Origin of the sequence: Pseudomonas sp. B22129 (assembly GCF_044218875.1) — a bacterium.
Classification (GTDB): domain Bacteria; phylum Pseudomonadota; class Gammaproteobacteria; order Pseudomonadales; family Pseudomonadaceae; genus Aquipseudomonas.
This window is the reverse complement of sequence record NZ_CP162592.1, coordinates 6,173,483-6,199,397: the sequence shown is the minus strand read 5'-3', so window position 1 is coordinate 6,199,397 and position 25,915 is coordinate 6,173,483. Positions and strand designations below refer to the sequence as shown.

Genomic DNA, 25,915 nt, shown 5'->3' with positions numbered 1-25,915 from the left:
CGGTATGTCGCAGCACGTGTTTTTTGCCCACGCCAATGGCTTCCCCTCAGCCACCTACGGCAAGTTGTTTGCCGCCCTGGCCCCGGAATATGCGGTGGCTCACTTGCCGCAGCACGGTCACGACCCCAGGTTTCCTGTGGATGACAACTGGCAGAACCTGGTGGACGAACTGATCCACCATTTGGAGCAACAGCCGGAACCGGTGTGGGGGGTTGGCCATTCGCTGGGTGGCGTGCTGCACTTGCACGCGGCCATGCGTTGCCCGCAGCTGTACCGTGGCGTGGTGATGCTCGATTCGCCCGTGCTGACCCGCGCCGACCGCTGGGTGATCCGCGCCGCCAAACGCTTCGGCTTTATCGACCGCCTGACCCCGGCCGGGCGCACCCTGGGCCGTCGTGAAGAGTTCACCGACCTGGCCAGCGCACGCAGCTACTTTGCCGGTAAAACCCTGTTTCGCGGGTTCGACCCGGAATGCTTTGACGCGTACCTGCAACACGGCCTGCAACAAGTGGGCGACCGCTTGCGCCTGCGTTTTGACCCGGCCACCGAAATCAGCATTTACCGGGGCGTGCCTCACACCAGCCCGGGCCAGGTGCGCCAGTTGAAAGTGCCGTTGGCGGTGGTGCGGGGCCGCCAGAGCCGCGTGGTGATGCGTCACCATGCCAGTGGCGTCGACCGCCTGCCGATGGGCGAAATGCTCACCATGCCCGGTGGCCATATGTTTCCCCTTGAACGCCCGCAGGACACCGCCACCTTGATCAAAAACCTGTTCTTCCGCTGGGCAGCCCGTGAGCGCGATTGCGCATGAGTACGCCGGTGGAGGAAGTGCGCCTGAGCCTGCCGCACATCGAGTTGGCGGCTCACTTGTTTGGCCCCGAGGACGGTTTGCCGGTGATCGCCCTGCATGGATGGCTGGACAATGCCAACAGCTTTGCGCGGCTGGCGCCTAAGCTGACGGGTTTGCGCATTGTTGCCCTGGACATGGCCGGGCACGGGCATTCCGCACATCGCCCTGCGGGGGCCGGTTATGCCTTGTGGGATTACGTCTCTGATGTGCTGCAGGTGGCCGAACAACTGGGCTGGAAACGTTTTGCATTACTTGGCCATTCCCTCGGCGCCATCGTGTCCCTGGTGTTAGCCGGTGCCTTGCCGGAGCGGATAACGCACCTGGGTTTAATCGACGGCGTGATCCCGCCGACCGCCAGTGGCGAGAACGCCGCCGAGCGTCTTGGCATGGCGTTGCAGGCGCAATTGAACCTGCGCGATAAAAAGAAACCGGTCTACAACACCCTCGATCGCGCGGTAGAAGCACGCATGAAAGGTGTGGTGGCCGTGAGCCGCGAAGCCGCCGAACTGCTGGCCCAGCGCGGTTTGATGCCGGTGCCGGGGGGTTATACCTGGCGCACGGACAGCCGCCTGACATTGGCGTCGCCGATACGTCTGACTGATGAACAGGCGATGGCTTTCGTGAAGCGCGTGGGGTGCCCTACACAGTTGGTGGTCGCGGCTGACGGTATGCTGGCGAAACATTCCGAATTGCTTTCTCAGCTACCCTTCACGGTGACCACGCTGCCAGGCGGCCATCATTTACACCTGAATGATGAGCCCGGCGCAGCTCTTGTTGCAGACTGTTTCAATCGGTTCTTCTCCACGCCTTGACTTGGCGGGGTCAACTGCCGAGGCTGGGCGGATTGAAAGGGAGTCAACCATGAACCACCTCAACACTGCTGCGACCTCCAATGGCCAGGGCTCACTCATCCGATGAGCCTGCGTAAAGGCTGTATACGTGCCTTCGGGCTGTGCTGTTTGAGCCCCTTGGTGTTCGCCGCCGACGTGCCGGGCAGTCAGGATTTACCCGCCGTTTCCCGCCAGGTCGACGCACAGATCGTCGATTACCGCCCCGCTGAAGAAAAAGAACGCATCTACCCCATGGGCGCGATCCGCAAGATCAGCGGCCAGTTGCGCTACGAAGGCCAGGCCACCGCGCGCGGCCAAGCCACGGCCATTACCTATGAGCTGCCACCGGAGCACACGTCCAGCGCTGCCTTTACCGCGACGCGCGAAGCGTTGCAAGCCAAGGGCGCGCAACTGTTGTTCTGGTGCCAGGCGCGCGATTGCGGCGAAAGCAGCTTGTGGGCCAATGAAGTGTTCGGCAACGCCAAGCTGGTGGGCGCCGACGGTCAGCAGGAATACTTGCTGTTGCGCCTGGCCGCACCCCAGGATAATTCCCTGGTGGCGCTGTACGGCATCACCCGTGGCAACCGCCGCGCCTATCTGCATGTGGAGCAACTGGATGCGGGCGCGCCATTGGGAGCGCTGTTGCCGACCTCGGCCACCTTACTGCGTGAATTGAAAAGCACCGGCGAGCTGGACTTCCCCACACTCGGTGCGGAACCGGACGCCACCTGGCTGACCCTGATTTCCCGTGGGCTGAACCTCGACGCCACGTTGCGCGTCAGCCTGACCGGGCCCACCGCTGAAGCCTGGCGCCAGGGCCTGATCGACAGCGGTGTGCGCGCCGCGCGCCTGGAAACCGGTACCGATGCCGCCAAAGGCCTGCACCTGCATCTGATACGCTAGGCACCTCAAGGCGAACGGACCCGTGCCGTTCGCCTAAGCTCTCTTCCTACAGCCTACTTTTCGAGATACCCGATGCTCAATAACGATCGCCTGCTGGTGCAAATCCTGCTGCTGGTGCTGTTTGGTGCGAGCTTCTGGGTGATGGCGCCGTTCTGGTCGGCACTGTTCTGGGGCGCGGTGCTGGCGTTTGCCAGTTGGCCGCTGATGCGTTTGTTGACACGTTGGCTCGGCGGCCGCGAATCCCTGGCGGCGGGCATCCTCACGTTGGGCTGGATGTTGCTGGTGGCGGTGCCGTTGGTGTGGCTGGGTTTCAACCTGGCCGATCATGTTCGCGATGCCGTGGGGCTGATCAAGGATATCCAGGTGGACGGCTTGCCTGCCGCGCCGACCTGGCTGGGGTCGATCCCCTTTGTGGGCGAGCGGCTGGTGGCGACGTGGGACAGCATCGACCAGCAAGGCGCGGCGCTGATGGTCAGCATCAAGCCCTACCTGGGGCAGGTCGGTAACTGGCTGCTGGCGCGCAGTGCGCAAATCGGCGGCGGCATTCTTGAGCTGACCCTGAGCCTGGTGTTCGTGTTTTTCTTCTACCGCGACGGGCCACGCCTGGCGACTTTTGTGCATCGTCTGCTGGAACGCCTGATCGGCGATCGCGCCGGTTACTACATCGAACTGGTGGCGGGCACCGTGCAGCGGGTGGTCAATGGCGTGATCGGCACCGCCGCCGCCCAGGCCCTGCTGGCGCTGATCGGCTTCCTGATCGCCGGTGTGCCGGGTGCGCTGGTGCTGGGCATTGTCACCTTCCTGCTCAGCCTGATCCCCATGGGCCCGCCGCTGGTGTGGATACCGGCCACGGCCTGGCTGGCGTGGAAGGGTGATTACACCTACGCGGTATTCCTGGGGGTGTGGGGCACGTTCATCATCAGCGGCGTGGACAACGTGCTCAAACCCTACCTGATCAGCCGGGGCGGCAACCTGCCGCTGGTGATTGTGCTGTTGGGGGTGTTCGGCGGGTTGATCGCTTTCGGCTTTATCGGCCTGTTTATCGGCCCGACCTTGCTGGCAGTGGCCTACAGCCTGTTGACGGACTGGAGCGCCACCCAGGCGCAAGTGCGCCGCGAAGACAAACCGCTTTAAGCCCTCGGCAACCACATCACGGCGGTCAAGCCGCCGCCTGGGGTGTCTTCCAGGCTGAGGTGGCCGCCGAGGCGTTCCACGGCTTCCTTGGAAATCGTCATGCCCAGGCCGACGCCACCGGAGTTGCGATTGCGTGAGCCTTCCAGGCGAAAGAACGGTTCGAATACCGCTTCGCGCTTATCGGCGGCAATCCCCGGGCCATGGTCGATCACGCGAATCACCAGGGCGCCACGGCTGTCAGCCAGTTCCACACGCGCCGTGCCGGCATAACGCAGGGCATTGTCGATCAGGTTATTGAGGCATGAGCGCAATGCCATCGGCTGCACCTGCAAGGGCGCGCAGGTGCCCGAAAACTGCACATCGGAGCCCTGGTCCTGGGCGTTTTCGCTCAAGGACTCCACCAGCGCCTGCACGTCGAGCCAGTGGCGGGTCTCGCTGGTGCGTTGTTCGTGCAGGTAGCTGAGGGTGGCGTCGAGCATGCCGATCATGTCGTCGAGGTCCTGGCGCATCTGGCCTTGCAGCTTGGTGTCTTCGATCTGTTCCAGGCGCAGCTTGAGGCGCGACAACGGGGTGCGCAAGTCATGGGAAACCGCGCCGAGCATGCGCGCACGCTGGCTGACCTGTTCGCGGATGCGTTTTTGCATCAGATTGAAAGTCGAGGCGGCCTGGCGCGCCTCCCGGGGCCCGGACTCATTGAGCGGCGGGCTGTCGAGGTCGACGCTCAAGCGTTCCGCCGCCGCACTCAGGCGCTGGATCGGCCGGCTCAGCAGTTTGGCGCCGTACCAGGCAGCAATGATCAGTGAAATGAACTGAAAGGTCAGCGGCACCACCGGCCCGCCGAACCAGGGGCGCGGGTGTTTTTTATGCAGTGGGGTAAACGTGCCGTCTGCTTGCTGCACAAACATTTCACCGGGAGGTGGGGGTTGCGGGCCGTAATGGTGAAACCAGAAGATCGCCAACACGTGAGCCAGCACAATGGCGATCAGCAATACGCCGAACAACCTTCCGAACAGCGTATTGAAGCCGTTGCGCATCAGCCGATATCCCGGGCGTCGAACAAGTAGCCTTCGCCTCGTACGGTCTTGATCAGCTGCGGGGCCTTGGGGTCATCCCCCAGTTTCTGGCGCAGGCGCGAGACCAGCAGGTCGATGCTGCGATCAAAGGCTTCGATGGAGCGGCCACGGGCGGCATCCAGCAGTTGTTCGCGGCTTAACACGCGGCGCGGACGCTCGATAAACACCCACAACAGCCGGAATTCGGCGTTGGACAACGGCACCACCAAGCCATCGTCGGCGACCAGTTGGCGCAGCACGCTATTGAGGCGCCAGTTGTCGAAGCGGATGTTGGCGCGCTGCTCGGTGCGGTCATCGCGCACCCGGCGCAGGATCGTCTGGATGCGGGCTACCAGCTCGCGCGGCTCGAACGGCTTGGACATATAGTCGTCGGCGCCCAGTTCCAGGCCGATGATGCGGTCGGTGGGTTCGCAGCGGGCGGTGAGCATCAGGATCGGGATGTCCGATTCGCCGCGCAACCAGCGGCACAGCGACAGGCCGTCTTCGCCCGGCAACATCAGGTCGAGCACCACCACATCGAAGGTTTCCGCCTGCATGGCCGTGCGCATGGCCGCGCCGTCCGTCACGCCGACGGCGAGAATATTGAAGCGTGCCAGGTAATCGATCAGCAGTTCGCGGATCGGCACGTCGTCGTCAACGATCAGCGCGCGGGTGTTCCAGCGCTTCTCATCGGCGATCACCGCGCCTTTTTGCTCGTCGTTCACAGAGACTGAAGAAATATGCATAGTGCGATCATCTGCCTGGTTGTTGCTGTCAGCATAGGCGCCCAGCCCCATGGCTGGAAGTGCTGGACGGTCGGTCATGTGCGCGAGGCTAGCGGCGGGGCGTGTTGGGGGCATGTCGTGAATGTATCGGGATCGATACAATAGGCCGAAATCGCCGCCCCAAGGCGGCCTGTCAGTATTTACCGATCATCGGATCCCGCAAAGCCGTCGCTTGCGCTACAATCCGCGCCGATTTCGACTTGCCTGAGAGCCCATTCCAATGTCCGTCTGCCAGACTCCTATCATCGTCGCCCTGGATTACCCCACTCGTGACGCCGCACTGAAGCTGGCTGACCAGTTGGACCCCACGCTTTGCCGGGTCAAGGTCGGCAAGGAACTGTTCACCAGCTGCGCCGCAGAAATCGTCGGCACCCTGCGTGACAAAGGCTTCGAGGTGTTCCTCGACCTGAAATTCCACGATATCCCCAACACCACGGCCATGGCGGTCAAGGCCGCCGCCGAGATGGGCGTGTGGATGGTCAATGTGCACTGCTCCGGCGGCCTGCGCATGATGAACGCCTGCCGTGAAGTGCTGGAACAGCGCAGCGGCCCGAAACCCTTGTTGATCGGTGTGACCGTGCTGACCAGCATGGAACGCGAAGACCTTGCGGGCATCGGCCTGGATATCGAGCCGCAGGAGCAGGTGTTGCGCCTGGCGGCGCTGGCCCAGAAAGCCGGCCTGGACGGCCTTGTGTGTTCGGCGCTGGAAGCCCAGGCCCTGAAAGCTGCGCACCCGTCGCTGCAGTTGGTAACACCGGGGATTCGCCCGGCGGGCAGTGCGGTGGATGACCAACGCCGCATCCTGACCCCGCGCCAGGCGCTGGACGCGGGCTCTGATTACCTGGTGATCGGTCGCCCGATCAGCCAGGCGGCGGATCCGGCCAAGGCGTTGGCGGCAGTGGTCGCCGAGATCGCCTGATTCCAGGGCGAACACCCTAAAAAGTGTGGGAGCAGGCAAGCCAGCTCCCACATTTAGATCCAGCGTGGATTAACTGACTTTAAGCACCAGCTTCCCGAAGTTCTCACCGTTGAACAACTTCATCAGTGTCTCCGGGAACGTCTGCAGCCCCTCCACGATGTCTTCCTTGCTCTTGAGCTTGCCTTGCGCCATCCAGCCGGCCATTTCCTGCCCGGCCGCAGCGAAATTCGCCGCATGGTCCATCACCACAAAACCTTCCATGCGCGCGCGATTGACCAGCAACGACAGGTAGTTGGCCGGGCCTTTCACGGCTTCCTTATTGTTGTATTGGCTGATCGCGCCGCAAATCACCACACGGGCCTTCAGTGCCAGGCGGCTGAGCACCGCGTCAAGAATGTCGCCGCCGACGTTATCGAAATACACATCGACCCCTTTGGGGCATTCGCGTTTGAGCGCGGCGGGCACGTCTTCACTCTTGTAGTCGATGGCAGCGTCGAAACCCAACTCATCCACCAGGAACTTGCACTTGTCGGCACCGCCGGCAATGCCGACCACACGGCAGCCTTTGATTTTGGCAATCTGCCCGGCAATGCTGCCCACTGCGCCAGCGGCGCCGGAGATCACCACGGTTTCACCTGCCTTGGGTGCGCCGGTGTCGAGCAGGGCGAAGTAGGCGGTCATGCCGGTCATGCCCAGGGCTGAGAGGTAGCGCGGCAGTGGCGCGAGTTTCGGATCGACTTTGTAGAAACCGCGCGGCTCGCCGAGGAAGTAATCCTGCACGCCCAGGGCGCCGTTGACGTAATCCCCGACGGCAAATTTCGGGTTGTTGGACGCGATCACCTTGCCAACGCCCAGCGCGCGCATCACTTCGCCAATGCCGACCGGCGGAATGTAGGACTTGCCTTCATTCATCCAGCCGCGCATGGCCGGGTCGAGCGACAGGTATTCGTTATGCACCAGGACTTGCCCATCGCCGGGGGGGCCCACCGGCACTTCCTGATAGGTGAACGTTTCCCGCGTGGCCGCGCCGACCGGACGTTTGGCGAGGAGGAATTGGCGGTTGGTCTGGGCAGTCATGGCAGGGACTCTTTAGAAATGAACCTTGAGTGATAGACCCTCAACGCCCTGGACACAAGGTGGTGCCGGAGGCGCGAATGCCCGTCGATAGCTCTGAATGATAATAAGCCCCGGCGCTTTATCACTGTGATTCATGGGGTGCCAACCGGTGTTCTGATAGTGCTGCCACGCTCGCCCCGGGGTTGGCTAGACTCGGCCCACGGCTATTTCTTCCATAGGACTCCCCCATGAGCATGACGTTTTCCGGCCAGGTTGCCCTGGTGACTGGCGCCGCCGCCGGTATTGGCCGCGCCACCGCGCTGGCGTTCGCCGCTGAAGGCTTGAAAGTAGTGGTTGCCGACCTGGATGTGGCGGGCGGCGAGGGGACGGTCGCGCAGATCCTGCAAGCCGGCGGGGAGGCGCTGTTCGTGCGGTGCAACGTCACCCTCGAGGCCGACGTGCAGCAATTGATGGCACAGACCGTGGCCGCCTACGGCCGCCTCGATTACGCCTTCAACAACGCCGGGATCGAGATCGAGAAGGGCAAACTGGCGGATGGCAGCCTGGATGAGTTCGACGCGATCATGGGCGTTAACGTCAAGGGTGTATGGCTGTGCATGAAGCACCAGTTGCCGCTGTTGCTGGCTCAGGGCGGTGGGGCGATCGTCAACACCGCGTCGGTAGCTGGGTTGGGGGCGGCGCCGAAGATGAGTATTTATGCGGCGTCCAAGCATGCCGTGATCGGCCTGACCAAATCGGCGGCGATTGAGTACGCCAAGAAGAAGATCCGCGTCAACGCGGTGTGCCCGGCGGTGATCGACACCGATATGTTCCGCCGTGCCTATGAAGCCGATCCGCGCAAAGCCGAATTCGCTGCCGCCATGCACCCGGTTGGGCGGATCGGCAAAGTCGAAGAAATCGCCAGTGCCGTGCTGTATCTATGCAGCGATGGCGCGGCGTTCACCACTGGCCAGGCACTGGCCGTGGACGGTGGCGCGACGGCTATCTAGGACTGTGTATCGCTCCCTGTTCGAAAAAGGATAGGGAGGTTGTGGGGCCTTTCCATGGCTGGCACATGGCCTGTTCAGAATGTGTATCAGTAGGTAAATAATCAAGCAAAATCAATACTTTAATAAATGTTGGCGGCCGGCTGAACCGGGCTTCTGTGCTTAACTGTTTGAGGTTGAATAACAGACAGTTGAAGTGAGTGGCGCATGGATTTAGGGATCGATCGACAGGCCCTTGTACCGGTGGTTCAGCAAATCGTCAGTGCAGTGGCGCAATGGATTCGCACTAGCGGGGCAGGGCCCGGTACCCGCTTGCCGTCTATCCGGCAATTGGCCCTCGACAATTTGCTCAGCCAGTCGAGTGTGATCGAGGCGTTCGAGCGAATGGTGGCCCAAGGGGTATTGGAGCCCAAGCAGGGGTCAGGGTTCGTGGTGGCTCAGCCGCCGGTCTTCCAGGAAAGCCAGTGGTATGAAGGTGCGGAACTGGGGTGGGGGGCCTACCTCGACAGCCCGCTGGGCGAGTTGAAACTCGGCTGTGGCTGGCTGCCGGACGCCTGGCGCGAAAGCGATGACCTCTGTTACGCGATCCGCGAAGTCAGCCGTACCGATACGGCCGGGCTGTTCGGCTACAGCACGCCGTTGGGGCTGCCCGCGCTGCGCGAACAACTGCTCAAGCGGCTGACCCGGATGAACGTGACCACCAGCCTTGATCGCATCCTCACCACCCACGGTGCCAGCCATGCGCAGGACCTGTTGATACGCACACTGCTCAAGGCCGGCGATACTGTCGTGGTCGAGACCCCGGGCTATGCCAACCTGTATCGCCAACTGGAGCGCCATGGCGTCAAACTGCTGGAAGTGCCGCGTATCCCGGGCGGCCCGGATATCCGGGTACTGGAGGCCCTGCTGCAACGCCATCGTCCCAGATGCCTGTTCATCAACAGCCTGTATCACAACCCTACGGGGACCAGCCTGTGCCGGCCTGTCGCCGAGCGTTTGCTGCAACTGGCGCACAGTGACGACTTCCTGATTATCGAAGAGGACGTCTACGGCGACCTCCAGCACGCGAGTTGCACGCGGCTGTCGGCACTGGCCCATGAGGAGCGGGTGATCTACGTCTCAAGTTTCTCCAAGACCCTCAGCAGCGCCTTGCGCGTGGGCTACCTCAGCGCGAATGCCACACTCATTGCGCAAATTGCCAGCCTCAAGACATTGACGGGCATCAGCACATCACGCTTTGCCGAATCGGTGGTGGCTACGCTGCTGGCCAATGGCACTTACCGTAAGTGGGTGCAACGCTTGCGCAAGCGTTTGAATGCACAAATGGCCGCTACCTTGCAGGTGCTGGAGGACGAGGAGTGGGAAGTGTTTGCCGAGCCTGCGGGGGGCATGTTTGTATGGGCCCGCCCTGGCGCTGGCGACCGCACACGCCTGCAGGCCAGCGCCCGGCGACTTTGCGTCCTGTTGTCGCCCGCAGCCCTGTTCAGCCCAACGGGCGAACACAGCGATTGGTTACGCATCAATGTGGCCTGCGCGGATGATCAGCGGGCACTCGCGCTGTTCCGCGCCATGGGGCCCGCCAGATCGACCTCGACCATTCTGAAAACGACGGGCGTGTAGCTTTTTGCCATTATTGTGGCGCCAATCCCTTGTGTCGGTGGCGCGTGGTTGCGAATCTCGCCTCATGGAAACCGGGCTTGATGGCATCTGCCATTGCAAGAGGATCAAGTGCAATGATTTCGGCCGTGCAACGACGCTTCGCCAACCTCGGTATGGCGAAAAAACTGGGCTTGGGCTTCTTGTTGGTATTGATGCTGACGGCTTTGGTGGCCGCCATCGGCGTGTGGTCCCTGCAAACGGTTGGCCAGCGTTTCGAAGGGCTCAAGGCGATGTCTTCGCTCAACAGCGGCCTGCTCAAGGTGCGCTTGATCGAGCAGGATTACGCGCTGCACGCTGACCCCAAGTCCGTCGATGCCTTGCATGAAAATGTGGATGCCCTCGCGGCGCTGGCCGCCAGCCTCAAGGCGCAGTCTGCGGCCAACGTGCCGGTGATGACCGACGTCGAACACGCGCTGGCGGCTTATCGAAAGGCGTTCGACGAGTTTGTCGAATTGACCCAGACCAAAGACCTCGCGTTGGAAATGGCCAGTTGGTCGGTGTCCAGCGTGGCCAACAACCTTGATGTATTGCAGGCCGGCCTGGCAGACGATGGTGCCTATGGCCTCAAGGAAAGCCAGGGCAAGGACGGCGCCGAGTTTATCGAACAGGCGGGCCAGGTCAGCCAGGTTTCGCGGTTGATGTTGCAAGCCATGAACGAGGCGCGGGTGCGCCTGGACCAGAGCCGCAAGGCGGATGCCGACGATGCCGGGCAGGGCAAGATCGAGCAGGCTGACCAGGCCCTGGCTCAGGTGGAACTGCTGAAAACCTCGGTCAAGGATGCCGGTTACCAGACCGTGCTCAATGAAGTGTCCGGGCATATCGCCTCATTCAGCGAAAAACTTGGCGAGTACACCGGGCTGCTGGCACAGGAAAAGGCGGTCTACAAACAGTTGCATGATCGCGCTGACGACGTGGTCAGCCGGGTCAACCAGGCCTATACCGCTGAAGATGAGTCGATGCAGGCGCAATTGAAGAAAAGCGCGCTGCTGATCATCGGCTCCTCGGCCCTGGCGTTATTGGTGGGCCTGATTGCGGCGTGGGTCATCACCCGGTTGATTGTCGCGCCCCTGCGCAGCGTTATCGCCGTCGCCCGGCAAATTGCTTCCGGCGACTTGAGTGGGCGCATGGAGGTCAATCGGCGTGATGAAATCGGCCAGTTGATGCAGGCGATGCAGCAGATGGGCAACGGCCTGAGCCATATGGTCAGCGGGTTGCAGGCGGGTATTGAGCAATTGGCCAGCTCGGCGCATTCGCTGTCCAGCGTGACGGAGCAGACCAACGTCGAGGTCAGCAGCCAGAAGGAAGAAACCGAACAGGTCGCCACGGCGATGAACCAGATGACCGCCACCGTGCACGACGTGGCGCGCAATGCCGAAGAGGCCGCGCAAGCCGCGCAGACAGCCGACGACAAGGTCGACAGCGGTCAGCAGGTGGTGCGCCAGAGCCTGCAGCGTATCGAGTTGCTTGCTACCTCCAGCACCAGCGCCAGTGCCAGCATCGAAAGCTTGAGTACGGAGATACAGAACATTGGCACCGTGTTGAGTGTGATCAAAAGCGTGGCCGAACAGACCAATTTGCTCGCCCTTAACGCAGCCATTGAAGCCGCCCGTGCCGGTGAACAGGGCCGTGGCTTTGCGGTGGTGGCCGATGAAGTGCGTGCGTTGGCCAAGCGCACCCAGCAATCGACCGAAGAAATCGAACGCCTGGTCAGTACCTTGCGCAATGCCGCGCAATCGTCCGTTCAGCAAATCCAGCACAGCGGTGAACTGGTGAAACTGGCGGTCAGTGATGCGCTGGAAACCGAAAGTGCCTTGGGCAGCATCGCCGCCGCCGTGTCGTTGATCCAGCAGATGAACCAGCAGATTGCCGCTGCCGCTGAAGAGCAAAGCTCAGTGGCCGAAGAGATCAACCGCAGCGTCACCAGCATTCGCGCCAGTGCCGACCAGTCGGCGTTGAGCATGCAGGGCAATGCCGCGTCGAGCATCCAACTGGCGCAGTTGGGGGCCGAGCTCAAGGGGATGGTGGGGCATTTCCGCCTGTGATCGCCGCTTGAATGCAGCGGTCACAGGGGAGCGTGTCAGGCGTTGTTGGCGAGGAAGGTCAGCAGTGCTTCATTGACGAAGTCCGGGTTCTCCCTGGCGCTGATATGCCCGGCTTCGGGAATCAGAATCAGGCTGCAGCCGATCAGCTCGGCCATTTCCTGTGATTCGGCGGGTGGGCGGGGCTTGTCTTGCTCGCCGCACATGACCAGCGTGGTGTCGGCGTCCAGGTGCGGCAGCTGGTCCAGGATATCGGCGCGGCTGAAGATCACACGGCCCAGGGGCACGATGCTGTGCAGCAGGCGCTCCCGGGAATATGCCTGTAACGACTGGCGGTAATCCTGATACAGCGCCGATTCGCGGTCGATACCCGGGCGGAAGAAGATGGGTGCGACCACATCCAGCAACGGCTCAGGAATGGCGCCGGCATCTTCGATCATCTTGAACAGCGAAAAATAGTACTGGCGCGTGGCCTCGGGCTCGGCACCCAAATGAGTGTCCATCAACACCAGGCTGTTGACGCGCTCGGGGGCCAGCAGTGCCAGGCGTGCGCCCCACATGCCGCCGACCGAAAGGCCTACAAGGTTGACCTGGGCAATGTCCAACTGATCCAGCAGGGCCAGGGCCTGGCGCGCCAGATCGTCCAGGGAGCTTGTTTGCGCAGGCAGCGGGCCGGATTCGCCATGCCCCCATAGTTCGGGAACGATTACACGATACTGTTGCGACAAAGCCTCGATTTGCGGGGCCCACATCTCATGGCCCCACAGGTAACTTGAACCCAGCAGAACGACCGGGCCGGTGCCCTGGTCGAGATAATGCAGCGGTTGTCCATCAATCACGGCGACGGGCATAGCAGGCCTCTAACTTCACGGAGTGAGGGGCACTTTTTTACGCTAGTCGGGGGCGAGGGGATAGGTGCAATTTGATGGCATGTGGCGAGGAACTCGCCACATTGGGGGAAGGGCGATCAGTCGTAGATGGCTTTTTTCTTCCAGTCTGCGTCGGTGTCTACCACTTTCAGGCCTTCGGTCAGCTCGTTGACCTCATCTTCCGCCGGTTTGCTGTTGGTCAGCACGGTCGAATTGGCCCGGGCCAGTTGTTTCTCGAGCAATTGCAGCTGGGCGCTGTAGACCACCGGTTCCGCCTGCTTGCGCAAGTACTGCACGCCACGTTCAAAGGCCAGGCGCGCCTGGCCCGGCTGGCCCTGTTGCAGGGCGTGCTGGCCGAGGTTGTTGAAGAACTCGATGTGCAGCAATACCAGAATATGACGAATTTCCTTGATCCAGTGCTTGGCCTCGTTGGCCGGCAGGAAACCGTCCTGGGCGGCACGGGTTACCTGGCCGTGCAGCGCTTCCAGCAGGAAACGCACGTCCTTGGCCTTGGCTTCGGTCTGGATCGGGGAGGGCGGGTTGGTGACGGGGATCGATTCGCCCTGAGCCACCAGCGTATTCAATTCGGTGATGCGCGCCTTGAGCGGTGCACTGGACTTGTTGAGGGCCAGCAGGCGCTGGTTGACGTTGAGTTCCAGACGAGTGAGCAACAACTTGAGCGCTGGAGTCATCAACTGGCCAGGGAAGGTCTCGGTGATTTCCCCGCAACGACGCAGCCGATCATTAAGCTCGATCTCGGTGCGTTTCTTTTCCAGCTTGTTGTTTTCCACCACGTGGTTCATGTAGCCAATGGCGATCAGTATTACGATCCCGGCTATTACCAGCAGGGTGATCATGAGTGGTGTCACCGGTGTGACCTCTTTATAGGGTTTGCTGTTGAGTGTAGTGACTGGGCCACCTGGCGGATAGGACTGTTCGACCAGTTGCCCAGGGAGTTTCTTCTATATAGGTAGGCGTTATCCGTGTGGATGCACATTGCCATCATTTGCCCGAGCGAACTATAGCGCCTTGTCGGGCGCCAGAATATAGGCGTCAAGGTCCGGACAGGGCAACGTGGCGCAAAGGCCCGGAAAGAGGGGCGAAGTCATTGATTTAAATAAATTTATCCTTGGGGGTTGACGACCTTTCAATCCATCCATAGAATGCGCGCCACTTACAGCGTAAAGCACACAGCGAAACGCGGTAGGGAGTGAATGTTGTACGTGTGTCCCCTTCGTCTAGTGGCCTAGGACACCGCCCTTTCACGGCGGTAACAGGGGTTCGAGTCCCCTAGGGGACGCCAATATGCGGGAATAGCTCAGTTGGTAGAGCACGACCTTGCCAAGGTCGGGGTCGCGAGTTCGAGTCTCGTTTCCCGCTCCAAATTTAAGCAGTGTTGCCCTAGGGTGGCACTGAGTGAAACCAGGGCATAATCTTCGGATTTAATCTCTGGACACTGAAATACATACCATGTGTTTCAGTTGTGTGTCCCCTTCGTCTAGTGGCCTAGGACACCGCCCTTTCACGGCGGTAACAGGGGTTCGAGTCCCCTAGGGGACGCCATTTGCGGGAATAGCTCAGTTGGTAGAGCACGACCTTGCCAAGGTCGGGGTCGCGAGTTCGAGTCTCGTTTCCCGCTCCATATTTAACGAAAACGCCGATCAGCAATGATCGGCGTTTTTGTTTGTGCTGACTTTTTATCTGACTCGCGTGTAGGACTGATTTCCAGGTGCCTGGAAATAATCTGTACTTACAGTTGTGCAGGTGTGCGCCTGCTTCATGATCTCTACTCTGGCCAGCTTCTTTTGTTTGCTGACACCAGAGAGCTGCCCACATGCTTCAACTTGATTTCTATTCCACGCTGGTCGCGGCCTCCCTGGTGCTGTTGCTGGGGCGCTGGCTGGTTGGCCGAATCGGTTTTTTGCGCACCTACAGCATTCCCGAGCCTGTGGCGGGAGGGTTGTTGGTCGCTGCGTTACTGTTGGCGTTGCGCGTGCTGGCAGGTATCGAAGTCCGGTTCGACGCTTCGTTGCAGGCCCCCCTGATGTTGGCGTTTTTTGCCACGATTGGCCTCAACGCTGACTTCGCAAGCCTGAAACAAGGCGGGCGGGTGCTGGGGGTTTTCCTGTTGGTCGTGACGGGTTTGCTGGTGATGCAAAACGCCATGGGCATTGCACTCGCACAGGTGCTGGGCCTGGATCCGTTGATGGGGTTGTTGGCAGGCTCTGTCACCTTGTCGGGTGGGCATGGCACCGGCGCCGCGTGGGCGGCAGTCTTCAGTGAGAAGTATGGCCTGGCTTCGGCCTCTGAACTGGCCATTGCCTCGGCGACCTTTGGGCTGGTATTGGGTGGCCTGATCGGCGGCCCAGTGGCGCGCCTGCTGATAAAACGGGTCCGGGTACCCGGTGTCGAGAATGCACAACCGCGCCTGCCAAAGGGGTTTGAACAACCTCATCAGGAACGCATGATCACCTCATTCTCTTTTATCGAAACACTGGCCTTGCTGGCGATCAGCTTGCAGGTCGGTACCTTCCTGAGCGGGTTGATTCAAGGCTCGGCGTGGGAGCTGCCAACCTTTGTCTGTGTGCTGTTTGTGGGTGTGGTGCTGCGCAACGGTTTGTCGGCACTCGGCTGGCATCAGGTGTTCGAGCGTGAGGTGTCGCTGCTGGGCAATATCAGTTTGTCGTTGTTCCTGGCGATGGCCCTGATGTCGCTCAAGCTCTGGGATCTGGCTGCACTGGCCTTGCCCATTGTCATTCTGCTGGCAGCGCAGGCGTTGCTGATGGCCCTGTTCGCGATTTTCGTCACCTTCCGGGTCATGGGCAGCCACTACGACGCAGCCGTTTTGGCGGCAGGGCACTGCGGCTTCGGGTTGGGTGCCACCCCCACCGCCATTGCCAATATGCAGGCGGTGACGCAACGCTTCGGCCCTTCGCAGATTGCCTTTCTGGTGGTGCCGATGGTGGGGGCGTTTTTCATCGATATCACCAACGCGATTGTGATCAAGTTGTACCTGGCGCTGCCGTTCCTTGGCGCGGCGAACTGAATGAAGCGAATTTAATTCACCGCGTGGGCATCTTGTTTCGGCATGAAAAAACGTGCGAACAATTCGGACTGTGACTTGATGCTCAGCTTGTTGTAGAGGTTACGCCGGTGCACCTTTACGGTTTCGGCCGAGAGCGACAATTTGCCGGCAATCTCTTTATTTGAGAAACCGCTCAGCAATAATTTAAGGACGTCCTTTTCACGAGCGGTGATCTGCGTGCCCAGTTGAAGGATCGCTTCCGACCAGGGGGGCGGCTCGTTGAGGTTTTTTTCGACGTCAATCTCAAAGCACATACGCTGATGCATCAAGGCCAGCACCCAGGGCTTGATGATCTCCAGTGTGGCGATCTGCTCCGGGCTGAATCGCGCGTTGCTGCCAAATGAAATACACAGGGTTCTATCTGCGTCGAGTTGCACGTTGTATTGCACTTCATCCGCGCTGATGTATTGGGCGAAATACTGATGGTAGTACTCGGTGGTGATGAAGTGCTCGGGCGCAATGTCGGACAGGTGGAAAAAACCGCTCTGGGGGTTCTCGCGGTTGGCAATGTAAAAGGGATCCAGCAGATAAAGGCCTTTGACATAGCGTTGCGTCAGGGCGTCCAGCTCCTCCGCGTCGGCGACCTCAGTCACGCTGACAACGTTGACTTGTTGATCGCTGAACACCAGGACAACCCAGTTATCGATCTGCACATATTCATTCAGCACGCGAACCAGCGAGCTCCAGAAGGCGGGGCGGTTCAACTGCATGATCAGCATCCCGGCGGATCGATGCCAGGCGAGGTTATGAAGGTCGAGTGACATGTTCTACCCCTTTAGGGTTAGGTGTTCTTGGCTCAAAGCTAAGTATTTGTAGGTATTTACTATTCGACGCTGCCGGGTATATTCACCACCCAATGGATAAGGGCCATGAAGGCCTGTCGTTTTGACAAGGAAAGTTGGATGAGTCAATCACATTTGCGAGCCATTTTATTGGCCTCGCTTGTTTGCGTTGCTGTGAGTGCGCCCGCCAGGGCGGCTGAATCCAGGGTGAATCTGTACAACTGGTTCGGGTTGATCGCGCCGGAAACGCCCAAGGAATTCGAGCAAAAAGACGGTACTCGAATCCACATCGATACCTTCGACAGCGCCGAAATCATGCAGAGCAAAGTCATGGCCGGGCGCACCGGGTATGACGTCGTAGTCGCCACTTCAAATGTACTGCCAAGCCTGATCCAGGCGGGCGTGCTGGCGCCGCTGGACCGTAGCCAGTTGAGCAACTTCTCCCACATCGACCCGGAAATGCTCGCCCTGCTGGCGACCAACGATCCTGGTAACAAGTACGCCGTGCCTTATTTGTGGGGCACCACCGGCATTGGTTACGACGTTGATAAAGTCAAAGCCGCACTGGGCGATAACGCCCCCGTGGACAGCTGGGACCTGATCTTCAAGGAAGAGAACATCAGCAAGCTCAAGTCGTGTGGCGTGGCGATGCTCGACTCACCGAGCGAAATCATTTCCATCGCCTTGCATTACCTCGGGCTGCCGAGCAACAGCCAGAACCCTGAGGATTACCAGAAGGCCCAGGCGCTGCTGTTGAAAATCCGCCCCTACGTTCTCTATTTCGACTCCTCCAGAACCGACGCTGACTTTGCCGATGGCAATATTTGTGTGGTCGTGGGCTGGGCGAGCGGGGCGCTGACGGCGCAGGCCATCAACGAAAAAAACAACACCGGGCGCAAGATTGCCTACAGCCTGCCTCGCGAAGGCGGGCTGGTATGGTCTGAAAACTTTGTGCTGCTCAAAGACGCTCCACATGCCCGGCAGGGGCTGGCGTTCATCAACTACATGCTTGAACCGCAAGTGATCGCCAAGAGCTCAAACCACACGCTTTACCCGAACGCCAACAAGGATGCCACGGTGCTTGTCGAACAGAAGTTGCGCGACAACCCCTGGATTTATCCCTCCAAAGAAACCATCGCCACGCTGGTTCCACTGGAACCGCTGCCGTTGAAACTGGAGCGGATCCGCACACGTGTCTGGACCAAGGTGAAGAGCGGTACGTGATCGGCGACTGATTCAGGCGCGCCAGTGAGGGGGAGAAAGCATGGGCCAAATCGATTATCAGCGCGGCGTGCAGCCGGATGATGACAACGCGTACTCGGAGATTGAGGAACAGATCGGTCACTGTACGCCCGAACAAGCCTGGGCCATGTATTACGTCTCCACCGGTATGGTGCGTGAGTACATTACCCGGGCGGTGATGGCGCACATTGGCCGGGGCAACAGAGCGTTGTTGCTGGAGTTCCCCGAACTCGCCCGGGCCGAAGAGAAGTCGCGGTTCCTGCTCCCTCTCTAAACAAAAACGCCGGTCAGTGATGACCGGCGTTTTTGTTTATCGGTACCTTCAACGCGCGTCCAGCGCCCTCGCCAGGCGCAGCGTGGCTTGGCGAATCTCATCCCGGTCCAGCGAAGCAAAGCCCAGGCGCAGTGCATTTTCCGGTAACCCCAAGGGCGAAAACTGGCGGGCGCTGCGCACCACCACCCCGTGGTCCAGGGCGCGTGTCACCCACGGGTCCACATCGGTTGCATCCCGCAAGCGCACCCACAACGCGAGGCCTCCTTCCGGCTCACGCACCTGGATACGCTCGCCGAAGCCTTCATGCAGGCAGCCCTGCAACACTTCGCGGCGTGCCGCGTACTCTTTCGACACCCGGCGCAGGTGCTTCTTCAATTCACCGTCGTTGATCAAGTCAGCCAGCATTTTCTGTGCGACGGCGTCGGTGTCGCCGACGACCAGTGCGGCGCTGCCTTGCAGGGCCTCGATCACATCCGTGGGGGCGACCACGTAGCTGCAGCGAAACGTCGAACCCAGGGCCTTGGACAGCGAGCCGATATAGACCACATGGCGCTGCGCGTTGTCGCTGGCCAGTGGCAGGTACGGTCGCCCGTTGAAGTGATATTCGTGGTCGTAGTCTTCCTCGATCACACAGAAATTGTGCCGTGCCGCCAGCGCCAACAGCTGCTGCCGACGCGCCGCGTGCAGGCTCACGGTGGTGGGAAACTGATGGTGCGGGGTGAGGTAAATCAGCTTTACTTCGTGGGTTTGGCACAGCTGTTCAACGTGGTCGGTGCGGCAGCCTTCCTCGTCCATGTCGACGGTGACCAATTGCGCGCCGAGCCTGCGGAAAATCTCCCACGCCGGCGGATAGCTCAGGCGCTCCACCAGCACCACGTCACCGGGTTTGATCAGCAGGCTGGCGGTCAGGAACAGCGACACCTGGGTGCCCGGGGTCAGGCAGATATTCTCGGCGCTGACCGCCAGCCCACGGTTGCTGCGCAGCATCTCGGCCAGCGCGCAACGCAAGTGATAGCCCGTGCCTTCACTGCCATAGCGCACAGTGTTGGAGGCAAAACTGCTGCGCAGGGCATTGCGGTAATAACGATGCAAAACGGCTTGCGGCAACAGCCGATGGTCGCAGGCGCCGTTGTCGAAAAACAGCGCATCATGCCGATGCTGCAAGGCAATCACCTGGGCGTTCTGGGTGAAATACGGGACGACGGCCTGGTCCAGGATTCGCGGTGCAAAGGACTGCTGCGCGGGGCGGGCAGCGGGCTTGGCGGCCAGTTGCGTATTGACGAACGTACCGCGACGCGGCTCGCTGACCAGCCAGCCTTTGGTCAAGGCTTCTTCGTAGGCCAGGATCACGGTCTTGCGGTTGACGTCGAGCAGCTGCGCCATTTCCCGCGTGCCCGGCAGCAGGGTGCCCGGCGGCAGGCGCCCCTCGACAATCGCGGCCACCAGGCCTTCGGTGATCTTGCGATAGGTCGCCTGGGCTGCGCCTTCATCCAGCTTGAGCAAGGGGCGCCATTTTCGCATCTGGACCATCTGAAGTATCCAAAACTGGAGGTTCTAATGGGCCCAGTCTAGCGCAACAATCAAGGCCTCACCCATCCCGAGGTCTTTATGAACCCACACCATGTCATCGAACTCTCCCCCTCGGGCACGACCTTTGAGGCGGGCGACGAACTGTTGCTGGACGCCATGCTCGCCAGCGGTCTGCCTGTGCCGTTCTCTTGCCGGCGCGGGGCGTGTGGTTCCTGCAAGGTCGTGGTCGCGCAGGGCGAATACCGGGCCAAGCCACTGGCACCGGGCGCCCCGGCACCCAGCTACCCCTTGGCGGCGAATGAAATGCTGCTGTGCCAAAGCCACGCCTGCGGCGACATGCGCCTGGAGATTCCCGGCTGGTCGCTGGACACGCCCGCGCTGGTCGTCGAAGCAACGGTGTTGAGCAAACGCGCACTCAGCCCCGGCATCATTGAGCTGGTGGTGATGCCGGATTTGCCGTTGGCCGTGCGGGCGGGCCAGTACCTCAAGTTCCGCCTGGCCGGTGGCGACTCGCGCTGCTTCTCCATCGCCAACCTGCCGGCCGAGGGCGACGGGCGCCTGGTGTTTCAGATTCGCCGGGTGAGCGGCGGCCTGTTTTCCGAGGCCATTCTGGGCGACCTTGAGGCGGGCGACCTGCTGCAACTGGAAGGGCCGTTTGGTGCCTGCACCTGGCAGGACGATGACGCCGCGCCCGTCGTACTGTTCGCCACGGGCACCGGCTACGCGGGTATCAAGCCGATTCTGCAGACGGCCTTGAAACGCGATGTGGAGGTGACGTTTTACTGGGGCGGTGCGCAGGCGTCTGACTTTTACGACCGCGCATTTCTCGACCAATCGGTGATCGACCACCCGCGTTTTCATTGGCACCCGGTATTGGCATCCGAAGGTCGGCTGCAGGAAGTTGCGCTGAGCCACGGCCATCACTGGGCCGCAGCCCAGGTGTATGCCTGCGGTAACGGCGCCATGATTGCTCAGGCACGCACGGACTGCCTGGCCGCTGGTCTGCCGAGCCATCGGTTTGTCGCCGAAGCCTTTGTACCGAGCGGCCAGGAGAGCGTCGGCACGCTGCTCGATTCACTGGATGAAACCTGGGAAAAAGTCGGGCCCCGCTATTCTCTGGACGGCATGCTCGCCGCCCGTGAAAAAACCGTGCGCGCGCTGGCCGCCATCGCCAGCCACTTGAAGGTCGGCATGACCACCGGCGCCGCCCTGGAAATGGCCAGCCAAACGCTGCAAGCCATGGGCGCCTCGCATACCTGGCACCCGACCTACATCCGCTTTGGCGACGACACGGTGCGCCCGCCCCGGGAAGGGATCGACCCGCTGCGCACCCTGCGCCCCAGTGACATCGTGGTGGTGGACCTTGGCCCGGTGTGGGATGGCTACGAGGGTGACTACGGCGATACCTTCATCTTCGGTGAGGCGCCGCTGCACCTGGCTTGCCGCAAGGCGTTGCATGAAGTCTTTGATGAAACCCGCGAAGCCTGGCTGCATGGCATGACCGGTTGCGAGCTCTACGACTTTGCCGAAGACCGCGCCGTGTCCAAAGGCTGGCGCCTGTCACGCAACCTCGCAGGCCACCGCATCGCGGACTTTCCCCATGCGTTGTTCGGCAATACGGATTTGGCTGACCTTGAGATAACACCCAGTGAAATGGTGTGGGTACTGGAGATTCAACTCTGCCACCCCACTTTGCCGATCGGCGCGTTTTTCGAAGATATCCTGATGCGATGAGCCCGCCATTGCGGCGGGCTCAAAAGGTGTCAGAGCTTCGGTAACTGCCCGACGCGGCCCATCATTTCGGTGACGATTTGCAGGTCCAGCAGGAACTGGTTGACGGTCTTGAACTCACCGTCGGTGTGCCCGGTGTATTTCTCTTCCGGGCGCGCCAGGCCGAATTGCACGCCGTTGGGCAGCTCATGCACGGAGGTCGCGCCGGCGGAGGTGCCGAACTTGTGCTCCATGCCGAGGTTTTCAGTGGCAACGGCCAGCAGGGCTTTGACCCATTCGCCTTCCGGGTTGCGGTACATCGGCGCGGCCACCGAGTAGGTGAAGCCCACTTTCACCTTGGACTTTTTGTCCCAGGCGCTGAGCTTGTCGGCGATTTCAGCCTTGAGTTTCTCCGGCGACTTGCCCTTCGGCACGCGCAGGTTCACCGCCAGTTTGAACGCTTTGGCATCCTGACCGACAAAGGTCAGCGAGGTGGTCAGCGGCCCCATGAAATCGTCGGAGAAGCCCACACCCAGTTTGCCGCCCAGGTAGTCCAGGCCCCAGTTGTCGGCGGCATAACGCGCGGCGTCGGTGATGTGGTTGTGCTTGAGGGCGATCTTGCCGTCAACGCTGTGGATCAGCTCCAGCATGCGCGCGACCGGGTTGACGCCCGTTTGCGGCGCGGACGAGTGCGCCGACACACCGGTGACCGTCAGCTTGACGTCTTTGCCGACCACGGTGGCGGCGACTTCAAAATCGCCACCGTTGGCCTTGGCGTAATCCGCCCCGGCTTTCTCCAGGCTGGCCGCCAATTCAGCCGGTTTGTCGCTGACCAGGGTCGCAACCGACACCGAAGGAATCTGGTTGGTCGCCATGCCGCCGGTCATCGAAATGATCTCCGCGCCCTTGCCTTCGCCCTTGCGCACCGGGAAGGTGGCCATGACGGTGCCGTAGCCTTTCTCGGCGATCACCACCGGGTAGCCGCCGTCCAGCGCCAGGTTGTATTGCGGCGTCGGGTTGTGTTCGAAGTAGTAGGGGATCGCGTCGCCGGAGGTTTCTTCGGTGGTGTCCACCAGCAGTTTGAAGTTGCGCGCCAGCGGCAGCTTCTCTTCCTTGATCACTTTCATCGCATACATCGCCACGACGATGCCGTTTTTGTCATCCTCGGTGCCACGACCGTACATGCGGTCGCCGATCAGCGTGACCTTGAACGGGTCAAGTTTGGTGCCGTCCTTGAGCACCCAGTTTTCCGGGGTGACCGGCACCACGTCGGCGTGGGCGTGAATGCCCACCACTTCATCGCCGCTGCCTTCCAGGCTGATCTCGTAGACGCGGTTATCGATGTTGCGGAAGGTCAGGTTAAAGGCTTTGGCCAAGGCTTCAATCTTTGCGGCGATCTTGAGGAATTCCGGGTTCTTGTACTGCGGCAGCCCGTCGACGTTGAACGTCGGGATTTCCACCAGTTCGCGCAGGGTTTCGAGGGCGGCCTTGCCGTATTTCACGCGGGTATAAATACCGAGCAGGCGGTTGATTTCGTTCTGCTGGTCGGCGTTCAGGGTTTTGTTGTCGAGAAAGGCGCTGATGGCCGGTGCCACGTCAGCGGTTTTGCCCAGGTCGCCCTTGGCCAGGGTGCCGAGGAAAACACGGAAATCAGTGACGGGTGTTTCGCTGAAGCTCTTCAAAATCGCTGCGCTTTGCTGCTCGGTGATGTTGGCGAAAGCAGGGCTGGCGACGGCCGACAGGCTGGCGGCGAACAAGGTGGCCGCCACGATTTTTTTCAGTGGGAAGTGCATGGATAGAGCATTCCTTTGCAGGTCGTGAGTAAGGGGTTTCTGATCGAACTGTCAGAAACATTTTCACACACTACCATCACCACGCTCGGGATTGGGAGACGTTGGTGTGGGAAATGTCGTACTCGAATGCCAGGAATGTCGAATGTCCAAATGTGGGAGCGGGCTTGTTGTGGCGAGGGAGCTTGCTCCCGCTCGGCTGCGTAGCAGTCGCAAGCTTTTGGGGGCGCTGCGCACCCAGCGGGAGCAAGCTCCCTCGCCACAAAAGCTCCCACTGGGGATTTGTGGTGCATGAAGGATTAAGGCTTGCCGGGATGTGGCTCCGGATACTGCGCCGCTACGTCCAGCGCCTTGGCATACGGCCCATCCCACAACTGCTCATGCAGTTCCCCGATACGCTTGGCCATCGCCTCGCTGCGCATCACCACTTCCAGGTTGCGCGAGTTATCCAGGTAGCCGCCCAGCCAGTTGCTGGTGCCGACCCACGCCACTTGCCCGTCGATTTCCAGGGTCTTGCTGTGAATCACCCGCGCGTACGGGATAAACCCTTGTTTGGCTTCGGGCAGGGTGACGATCTTGACCTCGATATTGGGCAGCACCGCGAGGCTCTTGAGGTAGGGCAGTTCCAGCGCGTCGGTGTTCCAATTGGACACCATCAGCTTGACCGACACCCCGCGTGCAGCGGCGGCGCGCACGGCGTTGTCGATTACGGCGTAGTAGGGGCGGGTTTTATCGGGCCCGTAGGACAGGGGCGCATAGTCCAGCAGCTGTACGCGCACTTCCTTTTTCGCTTCGCCCAGCAGACGCGGCAGTTCCAGTTGTGAGTCGCCCACGCCGGGCGGGTTGTAGCGTTGCGGGCTGGCCACCAGATAATTGCCGGTGCGCGCAGGTTCTTGGCCTGCTGCCGGCAGCGGCACGGGTGTGTTGGCGCTCAGCGCCGCCTGGGCATTCCAGTCCTGATCGAAGATCGCCTGCACCTGGCCGACCACGGTGGCATCGCTGATGCGCAGCCCGGTTTCGTGGATATGTTCCAGCGAGCGCCAGTCGAAATTCTGGCTGCCGACAAACGCCTGCTTGCCGTCGACGACCATGTATTTGGCGTGGATGATTCCGCCGCTCAACTGGCTGTAGGGCAACACGCGAAAGGTCAGGTTGGGGATTGCGCGCAAGCGTTCCAGAGTGGAAGCGTCCGACAATTTGATGCCTTTTTCTTCCAGCAGAAAGCGAATCTTCACACCGCGTTTGCCGGCGGCTTCCAGGTGTTCGATCACCGTGTCCATCACTGAGCCGGGGTGGTCGGCGGCGTAGAACTGGCCGATATCAATGTGGCTTTTTGCGCCATCGAACAGCTCTATCCAGACGGGCCCCGGCTGGCGCAAATCGGCGCTGGCAAGCGCGGTGTCCACCGGCACGGTGTGCACCAGTTCAAACCCCGGAATCGAAAAGTCCGCCTGGGCCAGCGGACTGAGGAGAGAGGCGGCGAGGCCTGCGATACGCAACTTCATCGAGAGGGGCATGGGGCGTCTCATCGGGTAAAAAGGCGGGTGAATTACTTAAGATCACGCGGTGAACGAAGCATCTGTGGTGAGCGGGCTTGCCCCGCGTTGGGCTGCGAAGCAGCCCTAAAACCTGACGACGCGGTTTACCAGTTGCACCGCGTCGTTTGAATTGGGAGCGCTTCGCACTCCAACGCGGGGCAAGCCCGCTCACCACAACAGGCCCGCTCACCACATGGGGGTCAGGCGGTGCGGCTGTGCAGCGGGGTCGGCACCAGGTGCGGCACTTCACCCTGCACACGGGCACCGGTGGCAGCGCGGATCAGCAGGATTTTCAGCTGGTCGTTGATGCGCTCCAGGCTGTCCTGGAAGAAGTTGTGGAACACCACGCAGAACAGCGCGATGGCAATCCCCAGGCCTGTGGCGAACAGGGCCGTACCGATGCCACCGGAGATCTGGCCCGGGTCGGACACGCCAGCCGACGCCAGTGCCTTGAAGGTGTCGATGATGCCGAGGATGGTGCCCAGCAAACCCAACAGCGGCGCGGCCGTGGTGATGGTTTCGATGATCCACAGGCTGCGCGACAGCGGTGCGCGGGTCTTCAGGTACTGGGTTTCGATTTCATCGTCCAGGTCCTTGCGCGAGCCATGGCTGGCCTTTTGCGCGAGGATCGGGCGCACCATGTTCAGCGGCAGGCTGTCGCGACGGGTCAGGCTTTCCGGCAGGTCGCGCTCGCTGTGCACGTTGGCGCCGAGCACTTCGGTCAGTGCGCGGGCCTGGCGCCGCACATAGGCGAAGTAGATACCGCGCTCGATGCTGATAAAGATCGCAATCGCCATGGCGGCGTACATCACATAGAAGGTGATGTCGTGGAGCAGGTTCATGTCCATGTTTGCTTAACCTCGC

22 protein-coding genes, 4 tRNA genes and 1 pseudogene are annotated in these 25,915 nt (G+C 61.0%); 17 read left to right on the top strand and 10 right to left on the bottom strand.

The window, feature by feature from the left end:
* The first annotated feature begins 4 nt into the window (after positions 1–4).
* The 4 genes from AB4P94_RS28140 to AB4P94_RS28125 all read left to right on the top strand — a co-directional run bounded on the left by AB4P94_RS28140 (position 5) and on the right by AB4P94_RS28125 (position 3,714).
* The gene (locus tag AB4P94_RS28140; protein WP_395608379.1) at positions 5–808 is read left to right on the top strand and encodes an alpha/beta fold hydrolase; all 804 of its coding nucleotides are present in this window, start codon (positions 5–7) and stop codon (positions 806–808) included.
* Positions 805–1,659: an alpha/beta hydrolase gene (locus tag AB4P94_RS28135; RefSeq protein WP_395608378.1), complete on the top strand. Its 855-nt coding sequence runs from the start codon at positions 805–807 to the stop codon at positions 1,657–1,659. Before AB4P94_RS28140 ends, AB4P94_RS28135 begins: the two co-directional genes overlap by 4 nt.
* A 102-nt stretch (positions 1,660–1,761) precedes the next feature.
* A complete protein-coding gene (locus AB4P94_RS28130) occupies positions 1,762–2,580 on the top strand; it encodes a DUF4892 domain-containing protein (protein WP_395608377.1) in 819 nt (272 codons plus the stop codon).
* 72 nt (positions 2,581–2,652) lie between these two features.
* Positions 2,653–3,714, top strand: coding sequence for an AI-2E family transporter (locus AB4P94_RS28125; protein ID WP_395608376.1), 1,062 nt, complete (start codon positions 2,653–2,655; stop codon positions 3,712–3,714).
* Here the strand turns inward: AB4P94_RS28125 and AB4P94_RS28120 are convergent.
* Both AB4P94_RS28120 and AB4P94_RS28115 read right to left on the bottom strand, forming a co-directional pair.
* Entirely contained in the window at positions 3,711–4,748 is a 1,038-nt protein-coding gene (locus AB4P94_RS28120) for a sensor histidine kinase (RefSeq protein ID WP_395608375.1), read from the bottom strand. The two genes, AB4P94_RS28125 and AB4P94_RS28120, sit on opposite strands and share 4 nt — an antisense overlap.
* Positions 4,748–5,512: a response regulator gene (locus AB4P94_RS28115; RefSeq protein ID WP_395608374.1), complete on the bottom strand. Its 765-nt coding sequence runs from the start codon at positions 5,510–5,512 to the stop codon at positions 4,748–4,750. The genes AB4P94_RS28120 and AB4P94_RS28115 overlap by 1 nt, the downstream gene beginning before the upstream one ends.
* A gap of 259 nt (positions 5,513–5,771) precedes the next feature.
* Between AB4P94_RS28115 and pyrF the strand changes: the two genes are divergently transcribed.
* Positions 5,772–6,470, top strand: coding sequence for an orotidine-5'-phosphate decarboxylase (gene pyrF / locus AB4P94_RS28110; RefSeq protein ID WP_395608373.1), 699 nt, complete (start codon positions 5,772–5,774; stop codon positions 6,468–6,470).
* A 69-nt stretch (positions 6,471–6,539) separates the two neighbouring features.
* Here pyrF and AB4P94_RS28105 read toward each other — a convergent pair whose 3' ends face one another.
* Positions 6,540–7,547: an NADP-dependent oxidoreductase gene (locus tag AB4P94_RS28105; protein ID WP_395608372.1), complete on the bottom strand. Its 1,008-nt coding sequence runs from the start codon at positions 7,545–7,547 to the stop codon at positions 6,540–6,542.
* 227 nt (positions 7,548–7,774) lie between these two features.
* Between AB4P94_RS28105 and AB4P94_RS28100 the strand changes: the two genes are divergently transcribed.
* From AB4P94_RS28100 to AB4P94_RS28085, 4 genes and pseudogenes are all read left to right on the top strand, one after another.
* On the top strand, positions 7,775–8,536 hold the full coding sequence (locus tag AB4P94_RS28100) for an SDR family oxidoreductase (protein ID WP_078741636.1): 762 nt from the start codon (positions 7,775–7,777) through the stop codon (positions 8,534–8,536).
* A gap of 204 nt (positions 8,537–8,740) precedes the next feature.
* Positions 8,741–10,153 (top strand): PLP-dependent aminotransferase family protein, encoded by a 1,413-nt coding sequence (locus tag AB4P94_RS28095; RefSeq protein ID WP_395608371.1) that lies wholly within the window; start codon positions 8,741–8,743, stop codon positions 10,151–10,153.
* A gap of 80 nt (positions 10,154–10,233) precedes the next feature.
* Positions 10,234–11,325: pseudogene (locus tag AB4P94_RS28090) on the top strand (HAMP domain-containing protein); the annotation flags it as partial.
* Positions 11,317–12,234 carry a methyl-accepting chemotaxis protein gene (locus tag AB4P94_RS28085; protein WP_395611397.1) on the top strand — a complete coding sequence of 306 codons (918 nt, stop codon included), beginning with the start codon at positions 11,317–11,319 and terminating at the stop codon, positions 12,232–12,234. The pseudogene AB4P94_RS28090 and the gene AB4P94_RS28085, both read left to right, overlap by 9 nt.
* Before the next feature lie 35 nt (positions 12,235–12,269).
* On the opposite strand, the gene AB4P94_RS28080 is transcribed toward AB4P94_RS28085, so the two are convergent.
* Together AB4P94_RS28080 and AB4P94_RS28075 are read right to left on the bottom strand one after the other, a co-directional pair.
* Positions 12,270–13,082, bottom strand: a complete 813-nt coding sequence (locus tag AB4P94_RS28080; RefSeq protein ID WP_395608370.1) for an alpha/beta fold hydrolase — start codon at positions 13,080–13,082, stop codon at positions 12,270–12,272.
* Positions 13,083–13,198: 116 nt separating this feature from the next.
* Positions 13,199–13,957, bottom strand: coding sequence for a hypothetical protein (locus AB4P94_RS28075; protein ID WP_395608369.1), 759 nt, complete (start codon positions 13,955–13,957; stop codon positions 13,199–13,201).
* Positions 13,958–14,327: 370 nt separating this feature from the next.
* Here AB4P94_RS28075 and AB4P94_RS28070 point away from each other — a divergent pair.
* The 5 genes from AB4P94_RS28070 to gltS all read left to right on the top strand — a co-directional run bounded on the left by AB4P94_RS28070 (position 14,328) and on the right by gltS (position 16,146).
* A tRNA-Glu gene (locus AB4P94_RS28070) sits at positions 14,328–14,403 on the top strand.
* Positions 14,404–14,407: 4 nt separating this feature from the next.
* Positions 14,408–14,483: transfer RNA gene (locus tag AB4P94_RS28065), tRNA-Gly, on the top strand.
* 104 nt (positions 14,484–14,587) lie between these two features.
* Positions 14,588–14,663: transfer RNA gene (locus AB4P94_RS28060), tRNA-Glu, on the top strand.
* 3 nt (positions 14,664–14,666) lie between these two features.
* Positions 14,667–14,742, top strand: a tRNA-Gly gene (locus tag AB4P94_RS28055).
* Between the two features lie 192 nt (positions 14,743–14,934).
* A complete protein-coding gene (gene gltS / locus AB4P94_RS28050; RefSeq protein WP_395608368.1) occupies positions 14,935–16,146 on the top strand; it encodes a sodium/glutamate symporter in 1,212 nt (403 codons plus the stop codon).
* Positions 16,147–16,157: 11 nt separating this feature from the next.
* On the opposite strand, the gene AB4P94_RS28045 is transcribed toward gltS, so the two are convergent.
* Positions 16,158–16,949 (bottom strand): response regulator transcription factor, encoded by a 792-nt coding sequence (locus AB4P94_RS28045; RefSeq protein ID WP_395608367.1) that lies wholly within the window; start codon positions 16,947–16,949, stop codon positions 16,158–16,160.
* 138 nt (positions 16,950–17,087) lie between these two features.
* Between AB4P94_RS28045 and AB4P94_RS28040 the strand changes: the two genes are divergently transcribed.
* Together AB4P94_RS28040 and AB4P94_RS28035 are read left to right on the top strand one after the other, a co-directional pair.
* Complete coding sequence (locus tag AB4P94_RS28040; RefSeq protein ID WP_395608366.1) at positions 17,088–18,191, top strand: polyamine ABC transporter substrate-binding protein; 1,104 nt, start codon at positions 17,088–17,090, stop codon at positions 18,189–18,191.
* 40 nt (positions 18,192–18,231) lie between these two features.
* On the top strand, positions 18,232–18,483 hold the full coding sequence (locus tag AB4P94_RS28035; RefSeq protein ID WP_395608365.1) for a hypothetical protein: 252 nt from the start codon (positions 18,232–18,234) through the stop codon (positions 18,481–18,483).
* Positions 18,484–18,531: 48 nt separating this feature from the next.
* Here AB4P94_RS28035 and AB4P94_RS28030 read toward each other — a convergent pair whose 3' ends face one another.
* On the bottom strand, positions 18,532–20,013 hold the full coding sequence (locus tag AB4P94_RS28030) for a PLP-dependent aminotransferase family protein (protein WP_395608364.1): 1,482 nt from the start codon (positions 20,011–20,013) through the stop codon (positions 18,532–18,534).
* A gap of 78 nt (positions 20,014–20,091) precedes the next feature.
* On the opposite strand from AB4P94_RS28030, the gene AB4P94_RS28025 reads away from it, so the two are divergent.
* Complete coding sequence (locus AB4P94_RS28025; protein ID WP_395608363.1) at positions 20,092–21,747, top strand: M24 family metallopeptidase; 1,656 nt, start codon at positions 20,092–20,094, stop codon at positions 21,745–21,747.
* 29 nt (positions 21,748–21,776) lie between these two features.
* On the opposite strand, the gene AB4P94_RS28020 is transcribed toward AB4P94_RS28025, so the two are convergent.
* The 3 genes from AB4P94_RS28020 to AB4P94_RS28010 form a co-directional block, all read right to left on the bottom strand.
* The gene (locus AB4P94_RS28020; protein WP_395608362.1) at positions 21,777–23,516 is read right to left on the bottom strand and encodes a dipeptidase; all 1,740 of its coding nucleotides are present in this window, start codon (positions 23,514–23,516) and stop codon (positions 21,777–21,779) included.
* A 296-nt stretch (positions 23,517–23,812) separates the two neighbouring features.
* The gene (locus tag AB4P94_RS28015) at positions 23,813–25,030 is read right to left on the bottom strand and encodes a phospholipase D-like domain-containing protein (RefSeq protein WP_395608361.1); all 1,218 of its coding nucleotides are present in this window, start codon (positions 25,028–25,030) and stop codon (positions 23,813–23,815) included.
* Between the two features lie 221 nt (positions 25,031–25,251).
* The gene (locus AB4P94_RS28010) at positions 25,252–25,899 is read right to left on the bottom strand and encodes a MotA/TolQ/ExbB proton channel family protein (protein WP_395608360.1); all 648 of its coding nucleotides are present in this window, start codon (positions 25,897–25,899) and stop codon (positions 25,252–25,254) included.
* Positions 25,900–25,915: the final 16 nt, after the last annotated feature.